This window comes from Pseudomonas sp. AP3_22 TE3818 (assembly GCF_053628995.1).
Map to the genome: position 1 here is coordinate 5,378,720 of NZ_JBRJHL010000001.1, position 23,466 is coordinate 5,402,185.

At 60.4% G+C, this 23,466-nt stretch carries 17 protein-coding genes; 6 read left to right on the forward strand and 11 right to left on the reverse strand.

Annotated elements, in window-relative coordinates; genetic code table 11:
- Positions 1 to 86: 86 nt before the first annotated feature.
- The gene (gene metR, locus AB7M25_RS24560; protein ID WP_015093694.1) at positions 87 to 1,004 is read left to right on the forward strand and encodes a transcriptional regulator MetR; all 918 of its coding nucleotides are present in this window, start codon (positions 87 to 89) and stop codon (positions 1,002 to 1,004) included.
- Between the two features lie 178 nt (positions 1,005 to 1,182).
- On the opposite strand, the gene AB7M25_RS24565 is transcribed toward metR, so the two are convergent.
- From AB7M25_RS24565 to AB7M25_RS24580, 4 genes are all read right to left on the reverse strand, one after another.
- Positions 1,183 to 1,680 carry a GNAT family N-acetyltransferase gene (locus AB7M25_RS24565; protein ID WP_429385729.1) on the reverse strand — a complete coding sequence of 166 codons (498 nt, stop codon included), beginning with the start codon at positions 1,678 to 1,680 and terminating at the stop codon, positions 1,183 to 1,185.
- A gap of 2 nt (positions 1,681 to 1,682) precedes the next feature.
- Positions 1,683 to 2,321 (reverse strand): LysE family translocator, encoded by a 639-nt coding sequence (locus AB7M25_RS24570; protein WP_015093692.1) that lies wholly within the window; start codon positions 2,319 to 2,321, stop codon positions 1,683 to 1,685.
- Positions 2,322 to 2,344: 23 nt separating this feature from the next.
- The gene (locus AB7M25_RS24575) at positions 2,345 to 2,776 is read right to left on the reverse strand and encodes an NUDIX hydrolase (protein WP_429385728.1); all 432 of its coding nucleotides are present in this window, start codon (positions 2,774 to 2,776) and stop codon (positions 2,345 to 2,347) included.
- A gap of 102 nt (positions 2,777 to 2,878) precedes the next feature.
- Positions 2,879 to 3,700 (reverse strand): carbon-nitrogen hydrolase family protein, encoded by an 822-nt coding sequence (locus AB7M25_RS24580; protein WP_429517696.1) that lies wholly within the window; start codon positions 3,698 to 3,700, stop codon positions 2,879 to 2,881.
- Between the two features lie 124 nt (positions 3,701 to 3,824).
- Between AB7M25_RS24580 and AB7M25_RS24585 the strand changes: the two genes are divergently transcribed.
- Both AB7M25_RS24585 and AB7M25_RS24590 read left to right on the forward strand, forming a co-directional pair.
- Positions 3,825 to 4,625 (forward strand): helix-turn-helix transcriptional regulator, encoded by an 801-nt coding sequence (locus tag AB7M25_RS24585; protein ID WP_429385724.1) that lies wholly within the window; start codon positions 3,825 to 3,827, stop codon positions 4,623 to 4,625.
- Between the two features lie 165 nt (positions 4,626 to 4,790).
- On the forward strand, positions 4,791 to 6,410 hold the full coding sequence (locus AB7M25_RS24590; protein WP_429385722.1) for an FMN-binding glutamate synthase family protein: 1,620 nt from the start codon (positions 4,791 to 4,793) through the stop codon (positions 6,408 to 6,410).
- Positions 6,411 to 6,465: 55 nt separating this feature from the next.
- Here the strand turns inward: AB7M25_RS24590 and AB7M25_RS24595 are convergent, their stop codons facing one another.
- The 3 genes from AB7M25_RS24595 to AB7M25_RS24605 are packed head-to-tail and all read right to left on the reverse strand — an operon-like array spanning position 6,466 to position 9,288.
- On the reverse strand, positions 6,466 to 7,974 hold the full coding sequence (locus AB7M25_RS24595; protein WP_454238087.1) for a glucosyltransferase domain-containing protein: 1,509 nt from the start codon (positions 7,972 to 7,974) through the stop codon (positions 6,466 to 6,468).
- Between the two features lies 1 nt (position 7,975).
- Entirely contained in the window at positions 7,976 to 8,917 is a 942-nt protein-coding gene (locus tag AB7M25_RS24600) for a glycosyltransferase family 2 protein (RefSeq protein WP_454238088.1), read from the reverse strand.
- Positions 8,914 to 9,288 (reverse strand): GtrA family protein, encoded by a 375-nt coding sequence (locus AB7M25_RS24605; RefSeq protein WP_429385716.1) that lies wholly within the window; start codon positions 9,286 to 9,288, stop codon positions 8,914 to 8,916. Before AB7M25_RS24605 ends, AB7M25_RS24600 begins: the two co-directional genes overlap by 4 nt.
- Positions 9,289 to 9,533: 245 nt before the next feature.
- Between AB7M25_RS24605 and AB7M25_RS24610 the strand changes: the two genes are divergently transcribed.
- Entirely contained in the window at positions 9,534 to 10,673 is a 1,140-nt protein-coding gene (locus AB7M25_RS24610; RefSeq protein ID WP_429385714.1) for an OpgC family protein, read from the forward strand.
- Between the two features lie 112 nt (positions 10,674 to 10,785).
- Here AB7M25_RS24610 and AB7M25_RS24615 read toward each other — a convergent pair whose 3' ends face one another.
- Positions 10,786 to 12,207, reverse strand: coding sequence for an amino acid permease (locus AB7M25_RS24615; RefSeq protein WP_454238089.1), 1,422 nt, complete (start codon positions 12,205 to 12,207; stop codon positions 10,786 to 10,788).
- A 609-nt stretch (positions 12,208 to 12,816) separates the two neighbouring features.
- Between AB7M25_RS24615 and AB7M25_RS24620 the strand changes: the two genes are divergently transcribed.
- On the forward strand, positions 12,817 to 15,939 hold the full coding sequence (locus tag AB7M25_RS24620) for a transglycosylase domain-containing protein (protein ID WP_454238090.1): 3,123 nt from the start codon (positions 12,817 to 12,819) through the stop codon (positions 15,937 to 15,939).
- A gap of 171 nt (positions 15,940 to 16,110) precedes the next feature.
- Positions 16,111 to 20,751, forward strand: a complete 4,641-nt coding sequence (locus AB7M25_RS24625; RefSeq protein WP_454238091.1) for a dermonecrotic toxin domain-containing protein — start codon at positions 16,111 to 16,113, stop codon at positions 20,749 to 20,751.
- Between the two features lie 58 nt (positions 20,752 to 20,809).
- Here the strand turns inward: AB7M25_RS24625 and AB7M25_RS24630 are convergent, their stop codons facing one another.
- From AB7M25_RS24630 to AB7M25_RS24640, 3 genes are all read right to left on the reverse strand, one after another.
- The gene (locus tag AB7M25_RS24630; RefSeq protein WP_454238092.1) at positions 20,810 to 22,057 is read right to left on the reverse strand and encodes a hypothetical protein; all 1,248 of its coding nucleotides are present in this window, start codon (positions 22,055 to 22,057) and stop codon (positions 20,810 to 20,812) included.
- Between the two features lie 100 nt (positions 22,058 to 22,157).
- A complete protein-coding gene (locus tag AB7M25_RS24635; protein WP_454238093.1) occupies positions 22,158 to 22,652 on the reverse strand; it encodes a CS1 type fimbrial major subunit in 495 nt (164 codons plus the stop codon).
- A 40-nt stretch (positions 22,653 to 22,692) separates the two neighbouring features.
- Positions 22,693 to 23,436: a molecular chaperone gene (locus AB7M25_RS24640; protein WP_454238094.1), complete on the reverse strand. Its 744-nt coding sequence runs from the start codon at positions 23,434 to 23,436 to the stop codon at positions 22,693 to 22,695.
- Positions 23,437 to 23,466: the final 30 nt, after the last annotated feature.

The window sequence follows — 23,466 nt, forward strand, 5'->3', positions numbered from 1 at the left end:
ATGTACCCCGTCGTGGACAGCGGCACCAACATGAGACAAACTCAACCTTTTCGATTTATCGACAAGTTTTACTCATGGAGCCTCCGGTGCTTGAAATCCGTCACCTCAAGACCCTGCACGCCTTGCGTGAAGCCGACAGCCTGGTGGATGCGGCCGATCGCCTGCACCTGACCCAGTCGGCCCTGTCTCACCAGTTCAAGGAGCTGGAAGAGCGTATGGGCATGCCGTTGTTCGTGCGCAAGACCAAACCGGTGCGCTTCACCAGCGCCGGTTTGCGCCTGCTGCAATTGGCCGACGCCACCTTGCCATTGCTGCGCGCCGCCGAACGCGACATCAGTCGCCTGGCCGGGGGCACCGCCGGGCGCCTGCACATGGCCATCGAATGCCACAGTTGCTTCCAGTGGCTGATGCCGACCATCGACCAATTCCGCGATGCCTGGCCGGAAGTCGAGCTGGACCTGGCCTCGGGCTTCTCCTTCGCCCCGCTGCCGGCCCTGGCCCGTGGCGACCTGGACCTGGTGGTGACCTCCGACCCGCTGGATCTGGCCGGGATCACCTATGTACCGCTGTTCACTTATGAAGCGATGCTGGCGGTGGCCAACCAGCACCGCCTGGCCGGCAAGGCCTATATCGTCCCCGAAGACCTGCTCCCGGAAACCCTGATCACCTACCCGGTGGAACGGGACCGGCTGGACATCTTCACCCGCTTCCTCGAACCCGCCGACATCGAACCGGCCCAGGTCCGCACCTCGGAACTGACGGTGATGATGATGCAGCTGGTGGCCAGCGGTCGTGGGGTGTGCGGCATGCCCCATTGGGCGCTGCACGAATACAGCTCGCGGGGTTATGTGAAAGCCAAGCGGCTGGGTGAGAAAGGTTTGTTCGCCACGCTGTATGCGGCGATCCGCGCCGACATGCTCGATGCACCGTACATGCGCGACTTCTTGTTGACGGCCAAGGACACGTCGTTTTCTACATTGGATGGTGTCAGCGCCGTACGCTGAAACCATCAGACGATGCGGTCTTTGTGGCGAGGGGGCTTGCCCCCGTTGGAGTGCGAAGCGCTCCCTTTGCATTCCTTCAGGGTCACCGCGCTTGTAGGTTTCGCGACTGCTTCGCAGCCGAACGGGGGCAAGCCCCCTCGCCACAAAAGCCCGCTCCCACAGGGGATCTGCGGCGACTTCAGAGTTCGCGCCACATGTGGATCTTGTCGAAGTAATCCTCCCCCACCCGCACCGCCATCGGTTCCAGGCCGAACTGGACGAAACCGCAGCGCCGGTAGAGGTTGAACGCGGCATCGTTGCCGGCGGTGACGGTCAACTGGATCAGGCGCAAACCCGCATGGTGCTGCGCCTCGATCAGTGCCGCCTGAACCAGTTGATAGCCGAGCCCGCGCTGGCGAACCGTTGGCGAGACGTACATGCCAAACAGCGTCACCTTGTGCCGGGCCTTTTCCCGAGGCTCGAAGGCGAGGCCGACAATGCCGGCCAACCGGCCGTCCTCGAACGCCCCGAGCACCACGTCCAGCTTGCTCGTCAGGCGCGACTCCCACCAACCCAGCGGCATCGCCGCCCGCTCGCGCACACTCGAGGTGAAGGCTTGCGGGTGCAGGTCGTAGGCCTCGAGCATCATCGCCCGATAGTCCAGGGCATGGCTGGCATCCAGTCGCTCGATCCACATCCTCAGGCCATCCGTTTTTGCTCAAGCATCAGCCGCAACGCCAGCCCCGACAATACGAAACCCATGAAATAGCGCTGCATCGCCAGCCAGGTCGGGTTGTTGACGAACCACGAGGCGATACCCGCAGCAAACATGGCGATCAGCAGGTTGACGCAGAAACTGACGCTGATCTGGGTCAGGCCGAGGATGATGCTCTGGCTGAAGACCGAGCCATGCTCCGGCGTGATGAACTGCGGAAACACCGACAGATAGAACACCGCGATTTTCGGGTTCAGGGCACTGGTCAGAAAGCCCATGGTGATCAACTTGCGCGACGAATCCGGGGGCAACTGCTGCGCCTCGAACGGCGAGCGCGCACCGGGTTTGACCGCCTGCCAGGCCAGCCACAACAGGTACAGCGCACCGGCCCACTTCAACACCTCATAGGCCATCGGCACCGCCAGGAACACGGCGGTCAAACCGGCGGCCGCAGCAAACAGGTGCACGAAAAAACCCGCGACCACGCCGAGCAAGGAGATCACCCCGGCCTTGCGACCCTGGCAGATCGAACGGGAGATCAGGTAGATCATGTTCGGCCCTGGCGTCAGCACCATCAGCAACGCGGCAGCGGCAAAAATCAGCAAGTCTTGAAGCGGGATCATGGGCGAGGTCCTTTGCGTGATGATCAGGCGATCGCAGTCAGCGATGCTCGATAAAACGGCAGGATCAGGTCCCGTGTCAATGGCGCCAGAACGACACCACCCTCGGTGGCCGGGTCGATCCAGATCACCTCTTCGATCTCCGCCGCCGGAGTGACATCCGAATCAACGTTCAGCTGGAAGAGCTCGGCGTGTACGACAAAACCCGGCTCGTTGGCCGCCGGTGCCGAGAAGGGACCGAGGTAAACGGCCTGCGCCGGGTCGATGTCCAGCCCCAATTCTTCTTCCAGCTCCCGGGCCAGCGCATGAACCGGCAATTCATGGGATTCGATCTTGCCGCCCGGCTGCATGAACGCCGTGGTACCGCGCTTGCGCACCAGCAGCGTGCGGCCATCGGGGCCGATCAACAGGGCTGCGGCGATGCGGATGGTCCGAGGTGACGCGGATAAAAGTGTCATGGATCAGGTTTGGCCTTGGATGAAAGGTACAAGGATCACATGAGGGCAGAAGACCGGCAATGCCCTTGTAGGAGCTGGCTTGCCAGCGATGGCGTCAGCGGCTCAACGCGAAGGAATCATCAGCTCGCGCAATCCGCAAGCATGCTCAACCACCTCCCCCGGCAACTTCAGCCGCTGATCATCCAGGTACCGATAATCCTGACGCGCCGCCGTCAACTGGCTCAGGTCCAGCTGAACGGCAAACTGCCCTTCCTCGCGCCCGGCCTCGAACAGCAGCGTGCCCAGCGGATTAACCAGCGCACTGCCGCCGACAAACAACAAACCGCCATCCCCCTCTTCCACCCGGTTAACCATCAGCGCAAACGCCTGGTTTTCCTGGGCGCGGGCCATGATGGCGGTGCGGTGAGTCGGGCCGTAGGGGTCCATGTTGCCGTTGGTGACGATCAACAGCTCGGCGCCCAGTTGCGCCAGGGCACGGGCGCTTTCGGGGAATTCGATGTCGTAGCAAATCAGCAGGCCCACGCGCACGCCGTTCCACAGACAGGTGGCGTAGCGATCACCCGCCTCATACACACCGCGATCCGACGCCCACAGGTGGGTCTTGCGGTATTTCAGCGCGATGCCTTCAGGGATGATCAGCAGCGTGGTGTTGTAGAAGCGACCGTCGTCGTTCTCGGCCATGCCGATGGCCACGGCGATATTGCGTTCGCGCGCGGCGGCGACTACCGCGCTAACGGACGGACCCTCAAGGGGTTCGGCGACATCGGCCACGGACTCCGCCGAAGGGAAGCCCATCAAGTGGCCTTCAGGGAACATGATTAGCTGTGTGTTGGCTGCGCACGCGGCGATGGCCGCCAGGGTGCGTTCGAGATTGTAGGCCGTGTCGTTGTCACGGCCTGCCAATTGGGCGAGTTCGACCTTCATGGGTATTCCTTGTTATGGGCCGGGCGGCAGAAAGATTGCCCGGTCGGTGTCTGTGCGCCAGTATGCGCAGCAAGCAACCGGGCGGGGAATCACGCCGCTGGGGTAACACGATAGGGGTAGATGCATGACACTCTCGTTGGACGACATCGCCTGGCACCGCTCGGTGGGGCAACTGATCGACGCCCTGGACAAGCCCAATTTCTGGACCCAGCTGGTGCGTTTGCTGGATCAGCACGTGCCCTTCGACAGCTGGGTGGCCCTGCTTTTCAGCGCCGATCAGCGCCCGCAGGTGTTCGCCGAATGCCCCGGCGAGGACGGCAGCCCCGACCCGTTGTTCCAGGATTACCTGCGCGGCCTGTACCTGCTCGACCCCTTCTACATCGCCTGCCGCGAGCAGTCGCGCACCGGGCTGTATCGTCTGTCGGAAGTGGCCCCGCAACACTTCGAGCTGACCGAGTATTACCAGCGCTACTTTCGTCTGAATGTGGTGGCCGACGAAATCCACTTCAATTGTCAGCTCGAAGGCGACCGCACGCTGTGCCTGTCCCTGGGCAGCACGCAGCGCTTCAGCGGCCAGCAGATCGCCTTGTTGTCGCTGACCCAGCCGTGGGTGCTCGGCCTGTTGCGCCAGCGCCTGCCCTATGAAATCAACGAAGTGGTGGCCCTCGCTCCCGCACCGCCGCAAGTCGACTGGCGGGTGCAACTGGAGGCCTCGGTGCAGCAGCTCAAAGGCGTGCAGTTGACGGCCCGGGAGCTGGATGTCGGGCGTTTGATGCTCAGCGGTTGCTCCAGTAAAGAAATCGCCCGTAAGCTGGAAATCTCCGTCGAAACCGTGAAAGTCCATAAGAAACACATGTACAGCAAGCTGGGAATCAAGTCCCAGTCCGAGCTGTTTTCGATTTTTCTCCAGGCACAAAATGCCTGACAACTCAGTGAGGTGCTTTGCTTTCATGTGGGAGCGGGCTTGCCCGCGAAGAGGCCCTCACATTCAACATTGATGGTGGCTGACACACCGTCTTCGCGGGCAAGCCCGCTCCCACAGTGATTTGTGTTTAGCCAAATTCATTGAGTCCGAACCCAAGGAAACCGTATGAGCCTGTCACTCCTGAGCCGCTACGCCTTCTTTGCCGTCTGCGTGATCTTCACCCTCGCCAGCCTGCCCTTTCTTGACTATGACTGGCTCTGGCCGATCACCGCCGTCACCGGCGTCCTCAGCCTGATCGGCCTGTTCGATCTGCTGCAAAGCCCCCACGCGGTGCGGCGCAATTACCCGATCCTGGGCAATATCCGCTACCTGGTCGAAGGCATCCGCCCGGAAATCCGCCAGTACCTGCTCGAATCCGACAGCGACGCCCTACCCTTCTCCCGGGCCCAGCGCTCGCTGGTTTATTCCCGGGCCAAGAACGAAACCGCCGACAAACCCTTCGGCACACTGATTGACGTGTACCAATCGGGTTTCGAGTTCATCGGCCACTCCATGCGCCCGGCGCCGTTGAGCGACCCGAGCAGTTTCCGCATCACGGTCGGCGGCCCGCAGTGCACCCAGCCGTATTCGGCGTCGGTGTTCAATATCTCGGCCATGAGTTTCGGTTCCCTCAGCGCCAACGCCATCCGCGCGTTGAACCAGGGCGCCAAGCTCGGCAATTTCGCCCATGACACCGGCGAAGGCAGCATCAGCCCCTATCACCGGGAACACGGCGGTGACCTGACCTGGGAACTGGGCAGCGGTTACTTCGGCTGCCGCACCAGCGACGGTCGCTTCGACCCGGAACGCTTCGCCGCGCAAGCCCGCACGCCACAGGTGCGGATGATCGAAATCAAGATGAGCCAGGGCGCCAAGCCCGGCCACGGCGGCATCCTGCCCAAGCACAAAGTCACCAAAGAAATCGCCGAAACCCGCGGCATCCTCATGGGCGAGGATTGCGTGTCACCCTCGCGCCACACGGCGTTTTCGACGCCGATCGAAATGATGCATTTCATCGCGCAACTGCGTGAGTTGTCCGGCGGTAAACCGGTGGGCTTCAAGTTCTGCCTCGGCCATCCGTGGGAGTTCATGGGCATTGCCAAGGCCATGCTCGAGACGGGCATCCTCCCGGACTTCATCGTCGTTGACGGCAAGGAAGGCGGCACCGGCGCCGCGCCCGTGGAGTTCACCGACCACATCGGCGTGCCGATGCGCGAAGGCCTGCTGTTCGTGCACAACACCCTGGTGGGCCTGAACCTGCGGGACAAGATCAAACTCGGCGCCAGCGGCAAGATCGTCAGCGCCTTCGACATCGCCAGCGTGCTGGCCATCGGTGCCGACTGGGCCAACTCGGCGCGCGGCTTCATGTTCGCCATCGGTTGCATCCAGTCGCAGAGCTGCCACACCAACAAATGCCCGACCGGCGTCGCCACCCAGGACACCCTGCGCCAGCGCGCGCTGGTGGTGCCGGACAAGGCCCAGCGCGTATTCAACTTCCACCGCAACACCCTCAAGGCCCTGGCGGAAATGCTCGCCGCCGCCGGCCTCGAACATCCGTCGCAGTTGTCGGCCAAGCATCTGGTGCGACGCATGTCGGCGACCGAGATCAAGCTGTTCTCGCAGTTGCACGTGTTCCTCAAGCCGGGGGAGTTGCTGACCGGCGAAGTGAACGGCGAGTTCTACTCGCGGATGTGGCAGATGGCCCGGGCCGACAGTTTCGAGCCCAACGAAATAGCCGCCGCCTGACCCAGCTCCACCCTGTAGGAGCTGCCGCAGGCTGCGATCTTTAGATCTGCGCCCGTCACCACCGCAGCGATTTGCTCGGGGCCGGCTCCTTCATCACGATAAAACCGTAATCGCCAATCAGGTAAATCCGGTAGAACTGGCTGTCCACCAGCGCCGGATAGCCCTGATAGCCAACCCGCGTCGCATTGCGCCGCTCGCGCTCCGCCACCACATTGGTGATGCCCGCTTTCGGCAGGTTCTCGGCCAGCATGTAAAAGTCGATGTTGAGCAGGTAGTGCAGCACCGGCATCTGCTTGAACGAGCCTGCCGCCGCCGCCAACCAATAGTCGGAGTAAGTCACCGAGAGGTAAATCCGCCTGGCCTCGCGCAGCGACTGGTGGCTGGCAATGTCGTACGCAAGGCTGGCCAGTGCCGTGGACGCAAAGGTTTTCTGCACCGTCAGCACCCGGCCATAGGCAAACGACAGCGACAGCATGGCCAGCAGCGGAATGATCAACAACAGCGCCAGTCGCTCATGAATCGACGCCAGCGCCAGATGGCTCAAATAGCACAGCAACACCAGCAGCACAGCGAAGCCCATCAAGGTGCGGGCGCCCTCGTTGAAGTCGCGGAAAAACAGCGCGACACCGGACACCAGCAGCGTCACCACCGGCAATGTCAGCAAGCACATCACGCCGATCAACAGTTTCTTCAGCCCATCGTCCTGACGCGCCGCTACGTTCAGTCCCAGCCGCACCGCCCCCGCTATCGCCAACAACAGCAACCCGCCGAACACCCAGAGCCATCCACCATTGAACAGCAGCACGACTTTCTCCAGGACCCGGGCAATGTTGATCTGGATCTGCAATAAAGGATGCGTCGTCCAATCGAGCAGCAACGTGCGATTGGAGTCCATGAACGGATAAGCGCTGACGCTGTAGATCAACCCGCCGAGGATGACCTGGGCGGCTTTCCAGCCCAGCAGTTCGCGCCATGGCACCGGGGCGGTTTTATCGTTGGCGGCCCTGAGCAATTCCAGGCAACACAGGCCCAGGAACACATTCAGGCTGATCTGATACAACCCCAGCGCCAGTGCAATCAGAAACGAGGGCACCAGCCATTGCACGCTGCGCCACGGGTGACGAAAGGTGATGGCGTAGATCACCGCCACCAGGCTCAAGGCCGTGGCGGGACCGTCGTATTGATAGGACAGGTTCTGCAGGAAGAACGGGTTGTACCAGAGCGGCAACAGCACCAGGCAGCAAGCGACGGTCGGCTGGCGAAAGTAATGGAAGGTCAGACTGGTCAGCGCGGCCGCCATGGCCAACGTGGCGATCAGCAGGGGCAAGGGAAAGATGTTCGGCGCGGCATGGCTGAAGGTCAGCGCGTTGTAGAACAGTTGGGCGAAAAGTCGACCCTGTTCGGACCAGGCCATGCCCGCCGCCAGCGAGCGCCAGTTGTCGTCGATGTAAGGATAATCCGCGAGGATCAACGGCAGGACATACACCAGGGTGGCGAGCAGAAAAAACCGCCAGACCTGGTGCCGGCTGAGCTCGCGAAGAAAAAAGTCGCTGAAACGGCCCATGCTAGTGCCCGCCCCGGTCTTTGCCGCCGACGATGTCCTTGATCACATAACGCGGCCGGTGCTTGGCCTCGATATAGATGCGACCGATGTACTCGCCGAGGATGCCGATGCCGATCAGTTGGACGCCACCGAGAAACAGGATCGCGGTCATCAGCGACGGATACCCGGGGACGTTGTTGCCGAAGAAAATCTTGTCCAGCACCATGTACACCGCGTAAAGCACCGCAAAAACGGACACCGCGCCACCAACGTAAGTCCACAAGCGCAGCGGCACGGTGCTGAACGAGGTCACGCCTTCCAGGGCCAGATTCCAAAGCTTCCAGCCATTGAACTTGCTGCTCCCCGCCACCCGCCCGGCCCGCTCGTACTCCACCATCACGGTGTTGAACCCGGCCCACGACAACACGCCTTTCATGAACAACTGATGCTCGGGCAGGGAACGGATCACGTCGACCACCTTGCGATCCATCAGCCGGAAATCCCCGACGTTTTCCTCGATCCGGGTGTAGGCGATGCGATTGAGCACGTGGTAGAAAATCGACGCGCTGTGGCGTCTGAGGTAGCCGTCGACGTCCCGATTGCGGCGCTTGGCGAGCACCACATCGGCGCCCTTCTGCCATTGCTCGACCAACAGCGGGATGACACTGATCGGGTCCTGCAGGTCGACATCCATGGGAATCACGGCATCGCCGCTGGCGTGCTCCAGGCCGGCAAACAGGGCCGGTTCCTTGCCGAAGTTGCGCGAGAAATTGATCAGCAGCACTTGCTCATCCGCCTCGGCCAGTGCCGTAGCCTGTTCGGCTGTGCGGTCGGAGCTGCCGTCGTTGATGAACACAATCTCGATCTCGGCGTCGCCCAGTTTCAACTCGTGGCGCACCGCCTGGTAAAACAGGTTGATCGACTGCTCCTCGTTGAATACCGGGACGATGAGCGAGATTTTCATTGATCACGCTCGCGAAACACCACGTACTTGGAATACAGGAAGCCAAACACCAGGCTCAACGCGGAAAACAGCACGACGGTGAGCAGGCCATGCAGGCGCCACACATCACCCAGGTGACCGACGCCCAGGCTCAGTGTCCCCATGCCCAGAAGAAACAGCAGATAACCGGCGATCGAGCCACTGGCGGCAAAGGTAAATTGCGCGTTCATGTAGAAGGAAAACGACGCAGCCACGCAGAAGGCGCTCAGATTGCTGATCGCCTGACTGAGGCCGGCCGCCACGCTCAACAGGAAAAAGATCTGCCAGTGAATCAGGGTGTTGGCGACCCCGATCACCGTGTAACTGGACAGCCCTTTCCACAACAGTCTCATGTGAGGCTCCCGTTTGAAGAACGTTGCACTTATGAGTATTTGAGCCTGTCTGCTGTCAGAAATCGCAGATTGACCGACCTTTCAGACCAGCGGTTGAGCTTTGGAGCAACGCCCGAGACATCCGGTAATATCCCGGTTTTGCAATTCACTGCGAATCACGCCACCCTGCGCGCCGCCGACTTGGCGCGCGGCCCTTTGCACCCGCAGCCATTCCCATTTTCACTCGCGGATACGAGCCTGCTGTCATGACGTTAGCGCGCGATCACCGGATCGACTTTTTTCGTGGTCTGGCACTGATCTTCATCTTTTGGGATCACGTGCCCCACAACCCTTTGGGACAAATCACCCTGCGTAACTTCGGCTTCAGCGATGCGGCCGAGGTTTTCGTGTTTCTGGCCGGTTATGCGGCAGTGCTGGCGTACGGCAAAGTCCTGGCGCGCGAAGGCTTTCTGATCGCCTGCGTGAAAATCCTGCGCCGGGCGTGGGTGCTGTATGTGGTGCATATCTTCCTGCTGGCGATGCTGATGGGCATCGTGTTTTTCGCCAACAGCCACGTGGAAACACGGGATCTGGTGGAGGAAATGGGCATGCACCACTTCATCAGCAACCCTCAGCAGGCCCTGATCGACGAACTGCTGTTGCGCTTCAAGCCGAACCTGATGGACCCGTTGCCGCTGTACATCGTGCTGCTGGCCGGGCTGCCCCTGGTGCTGCCGATACTGGTGCGCAAGGCCTGGGTGGTGGTCGCGATGTCAGTGGCGCTGTACCTGATGGTGCCACTGGCGGGCTGGAACCTGGCGGCCATCAAGGACGGCGTGTGGTATTTCAACCCGGTCGCCTGGCAGTTGCTGTTCGTGCTCGGCGGTGCCGCTGCGATTCACAGCCAGCGCCCGCGCTTGCCCGAGACCCGACCATTGGCACGCCAGCCCTTGTTTGTGAGTGCGGCGCTGTACGTCGTGGTCGCCGGTGTGTTGACTGTCCTGTGGCGATGGCCGGACCTGCACAATGCCGTGGTGCCGGCGAGCCTGCAAAACCTCTTCTACCCCATCAGCAAAACCAACCTGTCCCCCGTGCGCCTGCTGCACTTCCTCGCACTGGCCTACGTCACGGCGAAACTGATTCCCGACAACGGATGGACGCAAAACTGGCTGGCGCAGCAAAGCTGCCGCATGGGCCGTTTCTCGCTGGAGATTTTCTGCCTGGGCGTGCTGCTGGCGCCCTTGGCGGACATGGTCAATGCCCTGACCGACGATGCGTTTGCCATGCAGATCTTCACGGCACTGGTGGGTGCCGGGTTGATGGCGTTGCTGGCAACCTGGCTTGAGTTCAACAAGCGCTTGAATCGATCGCTGCAAACTGTGCCCGCACTGGACCGCCTTATGTAGGAGCGAGCTTGCTCGCGATGGACTCAAGAGCGCCGCGTTTAGCCAGAAAAGACGCGTAATCGTTAACGACCATCGCGAGCAGGCTCGCTCCTACAAGTTTCAGCGTTACGACTCAGGAAACCGAACGCACCGCACCCTGCGACACATGGGTCGGTTGCAGCTTGAACACATAGAACAACACCGTCAGCAGCACCAAAAACGCAGGCCCCACATACAACGCCACGCGGGTGTCCGGGAAGTACGCCATCAGGCCGACCACCAGCACCAGGAACGCCAGCGCCAGGTACGAACTGACCGGGTACAGCCACATGCGATATTTCAGGCCGGCCGCTTCGCCGGCACTCAGGCCTTTGCGGAACTTGAGCTGGGCCAGCAGGATCATCACCCAGGTCCAGATTGCGCCGAAGGTGGCAATGGCCGTCACCCAGACAAACACCTTTTCCGGCACCAGATAGTTCAGCAATACGCCCAACAGCAACGCGCCAATCGACAGCAGCAATGCACGACGCGGCACGCCGTTGCTCGAGGTCTTGGCAAAGCCGGCCGGGGCCTGGCCGTTCTGCGCCAGGCTGTAGAGCATGCGCCCGGTACTGAAGATGCCACCGTTGCAGGACGACAGCGCCGCCGTGATCACCACGAAGTTGATGATGCCGGCGGCGGTCTTGATACCCAGGCGCTCGAAGGTCATCACGAACGGGCTACCCTGGGTGCCGATTTCATTCCACGGGTAGATCGACAGGATCACGAACAACGCGCCGACGTAGAACAGCAGAATCCGCCAGAACACCGAGCCGATAGCGTTCGGAATGGTCTTCTGCGGGTTCTTCGCCTCACCGGCGGTCAGGCCGATCATCTCCACGCCCAGGTAGGCAAACATCACCATTTGCAGGGACATCAACACGCCTTGCACGCCGTTGGGCATGAAGCCGCCATGGGTCCACAGGTTGGAAATCCCCAGGGCCACGCCGTCGTTGCCGAAACCGAAGGCAATGATGCCGATGCCGCCGAACACCATCGCAATGATGGTGACGATCTTGATCAAGGCAAACCAGAACTCGAACTCACCGAAAGCCTTGACCGCGATCAGGTTGATCGAGCCCATGCTGATCAACGCCGCGAGCGCCCAGATCCAGCGCGGTACATCGGGAAACCAGATGCCCATGTACACCGCCACGGCCGTGATTTCCGCGACGCAGGTCACCAGCCACAGGAACCAGTAGTTCCAGCCTGTCAGGAAGCCCGCCAACGGGCCCAGGTAGTCTTGGGCGTAACGGCTGAACGAGCCGGCTACCGGGTTGTGCACGGCCATCTCGCCGAGGGCGCGCATGATCACCAGGATCGCCAGACCGCCGATGATGTAGGACAGCATGATGGCCGGGCCGGCCATTTCGATGGCCTTGGCCGAGCCCAGGAACAGGCCGACGCCGATACAGGCACCGAGTGCCATCAGGCGAATATGCCGCTCGCCGAGTTCACGTTTGAGCGGACCGCCCTGAGCGGTCTCGCCTTGGGGCAGGTGATTGCCTACGGGCATGGGGAACAACCTCGTCTTGTTATTGGATATGACCACCGAGTGGCGAAGCGCAGGCCGATAAGCCATCGCATCCCGAACCGGCCCTGCCTCGTGGGCAACGCCGTCCTGTAGGAAAAACCCGCAAGATCAGTGGGAAAAGCGACGCCGAGTATTGCACAACAATGGTGCATCGTCATGCCCCTGCCAAAGCCGTATTTACCCTGGAAAAGGCTCTAATTCGGCCTTTACAGACCACCCACCAAGCTTCAGCCGCAGCAGCATCTGTGGCGAGGGGGCTTGCCCCCGTTCGACTGCGTAGCAGTCGCAAAACAGGAAAACGCGGTGTACCAGACAATCACCAGTCGCAGGTTTTAGCGCCGCTTCGCAGCGCAACGGGGCGGTGCGGCGCTAAAACCTGCAACCGATAAAAGCCTGGCACACCTTGGTTACCGAGTTTGCGACTGCTTCGCAGCCGAACGGGGGCAAGCCCCCTCGCCACAAGTGCTTCAATTGGCCTGATTATCGGTGCGTCCGTGCATCATTTTGCCCTGCACATTTTTTTCACCCTCGCCAACCACCGTCTAAGCTTGAGTCAAGTCCGATCAATCTGCGTGAATGGATCAATCGACTATGGGCGCTTTGTGGCAAACCGATTCGAGTAAAACCGTGGTTCCGACTGAGAGTGTGGATGAAGCGCCTATACCTGAAAAACCCCGTCGTTCCAGGCACGGATGGGGAGCGTTCTGGCTATTGCTGTTGATTATCGCGATCGTCGTGGGGCTGGCCGCCATGAGGGAGATGCGCACCTCGAGGTTCCAGGCCCGGGAAGTCAGCAAATACGCCGCGTCACTGAACTATGAGCTCAAACCCGGCCCCAGCGATGCGATTCGCTATCCGGGCGACGGCCCGTTCGATCGGCGCCTGGGCTACAGCTCGCTGGATGAATTCCTGCCGCGCCTGATCAAGCGCAACTTCGTCGTTGAGGCGCAAACCCGCTTTTCTCCGGAACTGTTGAAGTACACCGACAAGGGCCTGTTCGTGCCTTATGCCGAGAAAATCCAGGCCGGGCTGTCGATCACCGATTGCCGCGCAGCACCGCTGTACCAGTACAACTACCCGCAACAGCTTTACTCGACCTTTGCCTCGATCCCGCCGGTGGTGGTCAACAGCCTGCTGTTCATCGAGAACCGCTTCCTGCTCGATCCCAGGCAGCCGCTCGCCAACCCGGCGGTGGACTGGCCGCGGTTCGGCATGGCGGCGTGGTCCCAGTTGGCCAAGCTGTTGCACGTGCCCGGCCAGTCCGCCGGTGGCAGTACCCTGGCCACGCAACTGGAGAAGTACCGGCATTCCCCCGATGGTTTGACGGTCAATGGCGCGGAAAAAATTCGCCAGATGATTTCTGCCACCGTACGTGCCTATCAGGCCGGGCCACAAACTCTGGAAGCGCGGCAGAACGTGGTTCGCGACTACCTCAACAGCGTGCCGTTGTCCGCCGTACCGGGCCACGGTGAAGTGCATGGCATGGCTGAGGGGTTGCGTGTGTGGTACGGCTCCGATTTCGATAGCGCCAACAAGGTGCTGAACAGCACCGCGACGGATCCAAAGACCATGGCGGAAAAAGGCCTGGCCTTGCGTGAAATGCTGTCGTTGATGATTGCCCAGCGCCGCCCGTCGCATTACCTGACCAAGGGCCATGATGAACTGGCCGACCTCACCGACAGCCATATTCGCCTGCTGGCGCAAAACCATGTGATCGACGCCGAGTTCGCCGCCGCCGCCCTGGCCAGCAAAGTGACCTACCGCGACTGGGCCACCCAGCCGACCATGCAACCGATCGAAACCAACAAGGGCATCAGCGTGGCGCGCAGCCGTCTGGCCGGCATGCTCAATCGTCCCCTGTATGACCTCGACCGCCTCGACCTCTCCGCCACCAGCACCCTGCAAGGCGAGTTGCAATCGGAGGCCACCGAGTACCTGAAAAAACTCGCCGACCCTGCGTTTGCCACGCAAATCGGCCTGATCGGCGAACGCCTGCTGACCACCACCAGCACCACCCAGGTGCGCTATAGCTTCACCTTGTTCGAACTGACGCCGGACGGCTCGCGGGTTCGGGTACAGACCGACAGCACCGACCAGCCCTTCGACATCAATGAAGGCAGCAAACTGGAACTGGGTTCCACCGCGAAAATGCGCGTGCTGACCACCTACCTGCAAATCATCGCTGAACTGCACGACAAATACGCCGGCATGGCCGTTCCGGAACTCAAGAAAGTCGAGGTGCCGGATCAGGACCGCCTGAGCCGTTGGGCGGTTGATTACCTGATCGAAAACAAGGACCGCGACCTGCAAAAGATGCTCGGCGCAGCCCTGGACCGCAAATACTCCGCCAGCCCCGGCGAGGCGTTTTTCACCGGGGGCGGCCTGCATGTGTTCCACAACTTCCGCAAGGAAGACAACGGCCGGATACCAACCCTGCGCGACGCCTTGCGCGAGTCGATCAACCTGCCGTTCATTCGCTTGATGCGGGACCTGGTGCGCTACACCACCTATTCCGGTCCGAACAGCAGTGCCGAACTGCTCAAGGACGACCGCGACCCGCGGCGCCAGGAATACCTGGCCGAGTTCGCCGACCGCGAAGGCACTTCGTTCCTGCTCAAGTTCTGGAAGAAGTACAGGAACAAGGACACCCAGGAACGCCTCGAAACCTTCCTGGACGGCATGCGCCCGACGCCGATCCGCATGGCCGCCGTCCATCGCTACCTGCTGCCACAGGCCAGCCAGGAAAGCTTCAACGCCTTCGTGCGCTCGCACCTGACGGGTGCCAAGCTCACGGAAAAACTCACTGACGAACGTCTCGTGCGGCTCTACGAAGCCTACGGTCCAGGTGCCTATGACTTGCCGGACCAGGGCTTCATCGCCAAGGTTCACCCGCTGGACCTGTGGATGATGGGCTACTTGCTCAATCACCCCGATGCCAAGTGGGGCGACGTCGTCAAAGCCAGTCAGTTCGAGCGCCAGGAGGTCTACAGCTGGCTGTTCAAAAGCCGGCACAAGGGCGCCCGTGACAGTCGCATCCGCACCATGCTGGAGATTGAGGCATTCCTCGACATTCACCAGCGCTGGCAGAACGTCGGTTATCCGTTCGACCACCTGGTGCCGTCGCTGGCCACTGCCATCGGCAGCTCCGGTGACCGCCCGGCAGCCCTGGCCGAATTGATCGGCACCATCCTCAACGATGGCGTGCGCATGCCGACCCTGCGTATCGACAGCCTGCATTTCGCCGCGCACACACCCTATGAAACCCAACTGATCAATGACCCCGACGTCGGCAAACGGGTGATGCCGTCCGAAGTCGCCACGGCCATGCGCGAAGCCCTTTCGCAAGTGGTGGATGCCGGTACGGCCAAACGCGTGGCTGGCAGTTTCAAACTGCCGGATGGAACCCCGCTGGCCATGGGCGGCAAGACCGGCACCGGTGACAACCGCATCGAGGCCATCGGTTCGGGCGGACGGATCCTGAGTTCCAAATCGCTCAACCGCACGGCCACGTTCGTGTTCTACATCGGCGATAACCATTTCGGCACGCTGACGGCGTTCGTGCCGGGCCGCTCGGCGGAGAACTTCACCTTCACCTCGGCGTTGCCGGTGCAGGTGCTCAAGGGCATGGCGCCGATCCTGACGCCGTACCTGCAACCGGGCACCCACACGATGTGCCAGCCAAAAGCGACAACCGAGGCAACCGCCCGCCGCTAGGCATGGATCGGCAGATACGCCCGCGTGGCGGTAACCATGTATTTTTCACTCCTGATTTTTACCGGGTTCGGGGCGCAATCGACGTCGTTCCGAACCGGTTTTTGCGCTTTTTTTGGGACTGCCGCCTGCCTAGTCTGATCGCTCCATCCATGATCAACGGACGATCAAATAATGCCCAATCCCCCCCTGACACTTCATCGGTCAGAGCAGGCGCTTACCACCGCGACTGATAAAAGCACCCACTTCGAATTGATCAAACAAGCCATCCCTTCCTGGCTACTGAAGACTTCGGCATCTCGCGTCAAAGCGTTGAAAACCGTCAGGCTGACGCTGCCCGAATGGCACAGGAATGGGTCAGCCGCGGCCCACCAAAACCTTAAAAATAAAGTGCAGCAGGCCTGGAACGCACAAAACGACGTGGATCAGATGCTGAGCCATCTACAAGACGTCTACGCCTTCGCCAAACCCTTGCTGCAACAGGCTCTGAAAAACCGTTTCGGTGTGGACGATGACGTCGAGGAGACCTGGCTGCGCCTGTATGTGCCAGGCGCTCAAACCCGAACCGTTTCCGTGCTCGATGCGGCACTGCATAACTTTGCCAGTGACGAGACCTTCGCCAGCGGTTCGGAATTCATCACCCGGCCCAACGAGCGCGGACACTTCGCGGTCAAGAAACTGAAGCACAAAATCAGCATCGATCAGTTCAAGTCACTGTGCCGCGAACTGAACATCGGCTCCCGATACGAACAGCATTTGCGCGAAACGCTGCTTTCCACCAACCCCGTGGCCAGCAACGTGCTGCGCTACAAAGTCATTCTTAACCAGAAACGTGCACTTGAAGTCGCGGCCCACATGGCCCTGATGAAAAAAGACATCAGCCAGCAGGGGTATGACATCACTCTGGGCCTCCTTGAAGGTCGCGAAAGTTTGCGCTGGCATGGTCAACCCGTCGGCTATTACACCCTGGTAATGATGGACACAGCCCTGAGCGGCATTGTGCTGATCACTCACCAGTCGCTCTCTGGCACCACGCCTGCGCCGCTGATCGCCTATGTCCCGCACGACCCGGAACACCCGCTCAAGGAGTATCCGTCGTCACTGGAATTCATGGCGGAGCTGACCCGTCAGCTACGCAACGCCACGCCCGATACCAACTACCGGCAGTTCTTCAGCCGGTTTGTCGCCCACCATCAACGCGGGCACTTTTTTGCCAGGTTGAGTGAACGCTTGAGCCAGGTGAAATGGCGGCCGGCTCCACCGGGCTCCAACCTGCCGAGTTGGCGCGAGACCCCTGTGGATAACCCCGACCTGCAATTTCACATCATGAAGTTCAAGGACGATCGCCAGATCCGCTATACCGGCGACCCATGGGAATACGTTTACCAAACAAGCCTGAACAAAATTCTCAACGACGCGCGGGAGATCGCGATTTCCACCGAATACGCCGACCGCATGGCCCGCTGGGCCTGGTGGGACAACCTGGAAAAAATACTTTCGGACATTCTCGATGTCGCGTTGATGGTGGTGACGCCCTTCGTGCCAGGCCTGGGCGAAATGATGCTGGCCTACACCGCCTATCAATTGACCGACGAAGTGGTCGAGGGCCTCGTCGATCTGGCCGAAGGCCGCGCGGCCGAGGCGGGAGAACAGGCCATCGGTGTGCTGGAAAGTGTTGTTCAACTGGGTGTGTTTGCTGCAGGGGGGGCGATTGGCAACGTCGCGCGGGCAAAACTCTCACCGTTTTTCGAAAGCTTGAAACCGGTGCAACTGGCCAATGGTCAGACACGCTTGTGGAACCCCGACCTGTCGCCTTATCAGCTGAAAACCCCAGCCTTGCCGACGGACGCGAAACCCGATGCGCTAGGCCTCTACCCGCATCAGGACCAACACATTCTGCGCTTGGAAGATCAGCACTTCGAAGTGAAGAAAGATCCGGTCACCGGTCAACACCGCATCCAGCATCCGCAACGCGCTGATGCATACGCACCGACCTTGCGTCACAACGGTCAAGGTGCCTGGGTCAGCGAAACGGAAAACCCGCGCGAATGGCAAGGCCCGACATTGATGCGGCGCATCGGTCACACCACCCACGCCTTCAACAACGAACAACTGGAACAGATTCGTCAGATCAGCGGCACCCACGAGGCCGCCCTGCGCCGGATGCACATGGACAACGCCTCGCCGCCGCCTCTGCTGACCGATACCCTGCAACGCCTGGGCTCATCTGCTCCCAAGGCTCCCGCATTACCCGCCGACACGTCCTTGTTGTTCAGCGAATTCCCCGATCTGCCCGGGACGGTGGCGGAAAAAATCCTCGCCAACGCCAGCGCCAAAGAACGCCAGCAGATCAAGCAGAACAAACGCCTGCCGCTACGCCTGAAAAACCAGGCGCGAGAACTGCAATTCGAGACGCAATCAGTGCGTGCCGCTCATGGTTTGTACGATGACGCCTTGAGCAACATCGACACCGAGCGTTTGGTGCTGGGCACCTTGCGCATCAACAGCGATACCTTTGGCGACCTGCGAATTGAAATCCGCGAAGGTACATTCGACGGTGAACTTCGGTGCAGCGCCGGGCCCGAGCAGGCATCGCGAGTGCGGGTGTTGATTCGCGACAACGCGGGGAAATATGCGGTTCGCGACGGCGCGGATCAGCCGATTCATGCTGCGGTCGGTTTTTTTGAAGCCATGCTGCAGGCCACCGCACGCAATGGACAAAATGCTCTGGGCTACAAGCCCGGCGACGCCGAACGCTTCAGGCAGTGGGTCATGGCGAAGATCGAACCCCTCAACGAACGTCGCACGATTCTCGCCGCGCCGCCGATCCGCGCCGTGGCCGAGCACCAGACCGTCTTGCTGGTGCGTGGTGCGTTCACCAGCCGGGCCGGTGAAACCCTGCACGAGCGCATCCTCGACCTGCATCCAGACTTCAGCGACAGCGAGGTCGAGGCCTTTGCCGACGCCTTGATCGCCAAAGGCGAGCCGATGCAAGCCATCGAGCAGCGGGAAGACGATCTCGATGAACTGCGCGTGATCCTCAATCGCTGGGAGTACCAGCAAGAACCCGCCTGGGGTCCGGGCAGCAATGAATTTCGTGATGGCGGCGGCCAGCACATCGCTGAGCGCCTGATCGACAGTTTCCAGAGAAAGACCCGCGAAATCGGCAACCGTGCCAATCCGGATGAATATTCGCTCGACCTCTCCAGGGAGATGCTGCCCTTGAACCTGGAAACCTGGTGGGCAAAACGTCCACCAGAGCTGCAAAAATTCCTCGACAGGATCACCGTGCTGAAACTCGACAACACGCGTTTTTCCGCCGAGGCCAATGGTTTACTCAAATCGTTTCCCAACCTGCGCCAGCTCAGTGCCCGCCGTTGCGAACTGACGAGCCTGCCCAAAAGCATCGGCGCTTTGCACCGAATGGAACGGCTGCAACTGAGCGACAACGCAATCGTGCTGGACGCCAACGCTGTTGAACAACTCAAAGCCCTGACCTATCTGGAAATCCTCAGGCTCGATGGCAATCCCTTGACCTTGTCGCCCGACATTGGTCGCATGCCAAGGCTGAAAGTCGTGGCCTTGAAAAAAACCGGACTGACCACCTGGCCTGAAGGCACACTGGCCAAAACCAGACCGCGCGGCTTCCTGCTGGACCTGCGGGACAACCCCATCGGCCAGATACCCGAAGTCGTTGCTGGATCACCGCAAGCCTGGGTCGTGGCGCGTACCCGGCTGGATGTCGCCAATCTGTCGGAGCTGAACCAACTGCGCTACCAGGACATTCGTCGTTCGCTGAAGTTACCGCCCGAACCCCTGGTGCCCCCTCACAGTGAAGCAACTGTGGCCATCAACATCACCGACCCGAATACCTGGACCGATGTACCCGGTTGGGGAGTAGACCGGGCAACTCACTGGATTGAACTGACCGACGACCCGCAATCCCATCGGTTCCTGAACGTAGTGCAGCTCACGAAGAACTCCGCCGACTTTCGCCTCGGCGGCGAGGCACGCCAGCAACTGATGCAGCGCGTGGTGCGGATGCTCGATGCGGTCTACATCGATACCGACCTGCGGCAAAAGCTCTACACCATGGCCATCGCACCGGTCGATTGCGCCGATGCCGGGGCGCAGTTGTTCAACCATATGGGCATCAACGTGCTCGCCTCCGAGGCCTGGTCGTACTCCACCGACCCGGCGCAGCTGGAGCAGAAACTGGTGACCCTGGCCAAAGGCGCTGCGCGGTTGGAGCACGTCAACGAGATTGCCCGGGCCGATGTCGCCGATCGTGGCGGTAACCCGGACGATGTCGAGATCTATCTGGCTTACCAGACCGGCCTGGCCGATCGCTTGAAATTGCCCTGGCAATCCAAAGGCATGCTGTTCCGACCGGTGTCCGGTGTGACCGACGCCATGATCGATCAGGCCTACGAGACTGTTCTGGCATTGGGCGAAGGTGATGGTCTGGTCGACAAAATGCTCGAACAGCAGTTTTGGCAGGACTATCTGGAGCGTACCTGGCCGACACAGATCGAAACCAACAAACAGCTGTTCCAGAGCAAGTTCGACGCGCTCACCACCCTGCGATCCACCCAGCGGGAATGGGTTGAATCCACGTCGGACCTGCAACGAGCCCAATTGCGCAACCGGCTCAAGGAACTGATGAACGATCTGCCGGTGCCCGCGACGGTGGTGTTCGCCGATGAGCCGATCAGCGAGGCGACATTCGACAGGCTGTTGGTCGATCTGGGCGATGACGAAAAACAACTGTCGAGGCGCTTGACCCGTGATGCGTTGAAAAAAGCGGGCCAGTAATCCGATGGCTGCCACCTGACGGCAGGAACGCCGTCAGGTGGCAGCAAAAAAACCGCAATCAAACTTCAGAATCCCAGACCACCACGACGTTGCCGCGATAGTGCTTGCCCGTGTACGGCAACAACACAATCTCGATCGCATCCTTGTGCAGTTCGAAATGCAAAGTTCCCGGCTGGCGATCCACGTACTGACTGGGTTGAACCTGCAGCCCGGCCGCCTCCCCGACTTTCAACACCTCTCGGTTGACCGGCCGGCCACTGCTGTCCATCAGCCCGCCGGGCAGACTGACGCTGACCTCTATTGGCACGAAGACGTTGTTACCGTCATCCAGGTAGCAGGCCCTGCCGGGACCGAACCGACAATCCAGGTACATCTTGAAACGCGAACTGGCGGAAATGTTGAACGTCTGGTCACGGAAAATGCGCTCCGGTCTGCGCCCGGAATGCAGCCAGCTTTGCCAGCCGCCTGCCGGTGCCAATCGGACTTTTTCACCGCCGGGAGGGACGTCGATTTTCAGTTGATGTTCTACGTCGAGGTGAAAATCCAGAACGATGATGTCGTCATTGGGGATCATCACGTCCCCCAGATCAAAGTCCTGATTGGGTCCCACTCGAAACGTATGCTGACCTGTGTATTGCCCCTCAACCATTGCCATGGGGTTAGGGGTAACGAGCTCGTAGGTGATGTCGAACGTTTCATATTTGAAAGGCTGGGGAATATCGAACATCGCTTTCTTGGCGCATGCGCCCGTTCCGACCGGATGCCTCCAGAAACTATTGAACCCGATATCGTCACCCGCCCCCGAGAGACCAGCACAAGGCGGACCGGCGTAAGCCCAGATAGATCCCTCCCAGAGGTGGTTATGCCCTGCCCCGTCCGTCAGCTCGGGTGCAGGCTTGGGCAACCGGTACGACACGCCCATACCGGCAATCCGGAATTTGACGACCTGTGGCGGGGCAGTCGGATGGGTAACCGTTATGCTTTGCCATTGCGATGGAATATTGAACATGGCGCCCTGACGCACATTGGAGTGACTCCGCCGAATGGTCGTATTCGAGTGGGTTTGAATGGGCAAGCGCAAACTGAACAGGTTTTCAGCCTGGCACTGAGGCGGGTTATCAAGGCAAAAGCCACTCAGTGGAGTTCTGTTCTGGAATTGGTTGAATTGAGGATTCGCCGGGTCCGGTTTGAACACCGCCCGGATTTCCTGGGTTACAGCTACGGCGGATGATGGCAACAACACCATCAACAGGCCTGAAATGGCAAAGCAGCTCTTTACCGAGCCTGGTAAACCTGACATATGCATCACTGATCCAATCCTAGAAATCCGCTGTAGCGGATGTCATTCATCCTGATTTTTCCATAGTGCAAACCGGCATCCACCAACGTCTGCGGGACACTTGAGGTCAAGGTGCCGCGGCACTGAAGATCAACTGGACGCTGCCATAATAATTTCCCGGTTTATAACCACCGGCCGGCACTTTTGGCTGGATCTCCAGAGGAAAACGCCCGCCAGCGACGGCTTGTTCGGCAGACACCACTTGCCGGGGCAACGGCTCATGGCTCAACTCCTGGCCGTTGAAACTGACACGCAAGTAGATGTTTTGCTCGTCACGCCCGTTGGACAGATAGGGTTCGCTCTCGAGCCGCGCGTGGATGGCGCTGGTGTCATGCTTGACGTCGAAGTTCTTGCGCAGCCCCTCCAGCGACGCGGTGTGGATGTTCCACGGCAGGACTTGCTCGCGGTGAATCCAGTCCGATTCGGCCGGTATCACATAGAAACCCAGCGTCGGAATGTCCACCGACACTTCGAACCGGTGCTCTTCCCGGGCGGCGAACGCCAGGGAACTGGTCAATGCCGCGATGCCTGTCCATAAGGCGATGGCCGATAACTTGATCATTTCAGGTACCTGTTACGTCAAAAAAAACGGCGAGCTATCGTTACTGGCTGGCAATGCGCAGGGTTTTCTTTGACGCGCCCTCGACCAGGTTGAAGCGGTATTCACGCCCGGGTTTCTTGTCGAAGGCGAACTCCTTGCCCGCGCGAATGTGGTGCTTGGTGGTGGGCTCGCAGTCGTTTTCCTTTTTGATCGAACAGTTGCGAAATTCGTCGACGACCACGGACGTATTGCCGTTGTTGCGGATGCGGTAAGTGCTGGCGCCATTGTCGATCACGCTGTCGTAGCGGCTGTCCTTCGGCCGGACGAAGAACACCGTGCCAAACCCGGTCATGACGTTGACCCCCGCCGACAGATTCTTTTTGTAGTCCTCGCGCTCTTCGCTCGACACCGCAAATTCGTCTTCCTTTTCCGGCACGACCGGAATGAAGCGCACCCGGAAATAACGCTCGGTGTCGCGCGCGCCCATGAACAACAGGCGTGTACCCTGCATACCGGTGGCCGGTACGATCAGGCGTGCGGGACTGGCCATCAGGCCGTCGCGCGAGGTCGCCCCCGGCTCGCTTTTGACGGGCACTTCATTGGGCGTGCCATCGGCGTCGTAGACGATTTCGAGGATGTTGACCTTGACGAATGCGGTGCTGTCACCGCTGTTGAACACGCGCTTGAGGTAGGTGCTTTTGTCGCCGTCGAGGTAGTCGTACACCGTACCGACGTTGATCTGCGGGCCGGCCTGAAGCCCCAGGGAAAACCCGCTCAAACCCATCAATAGAAACACACGCTTCATAACCTTTAATCCTTGGTCTTTGAACACACT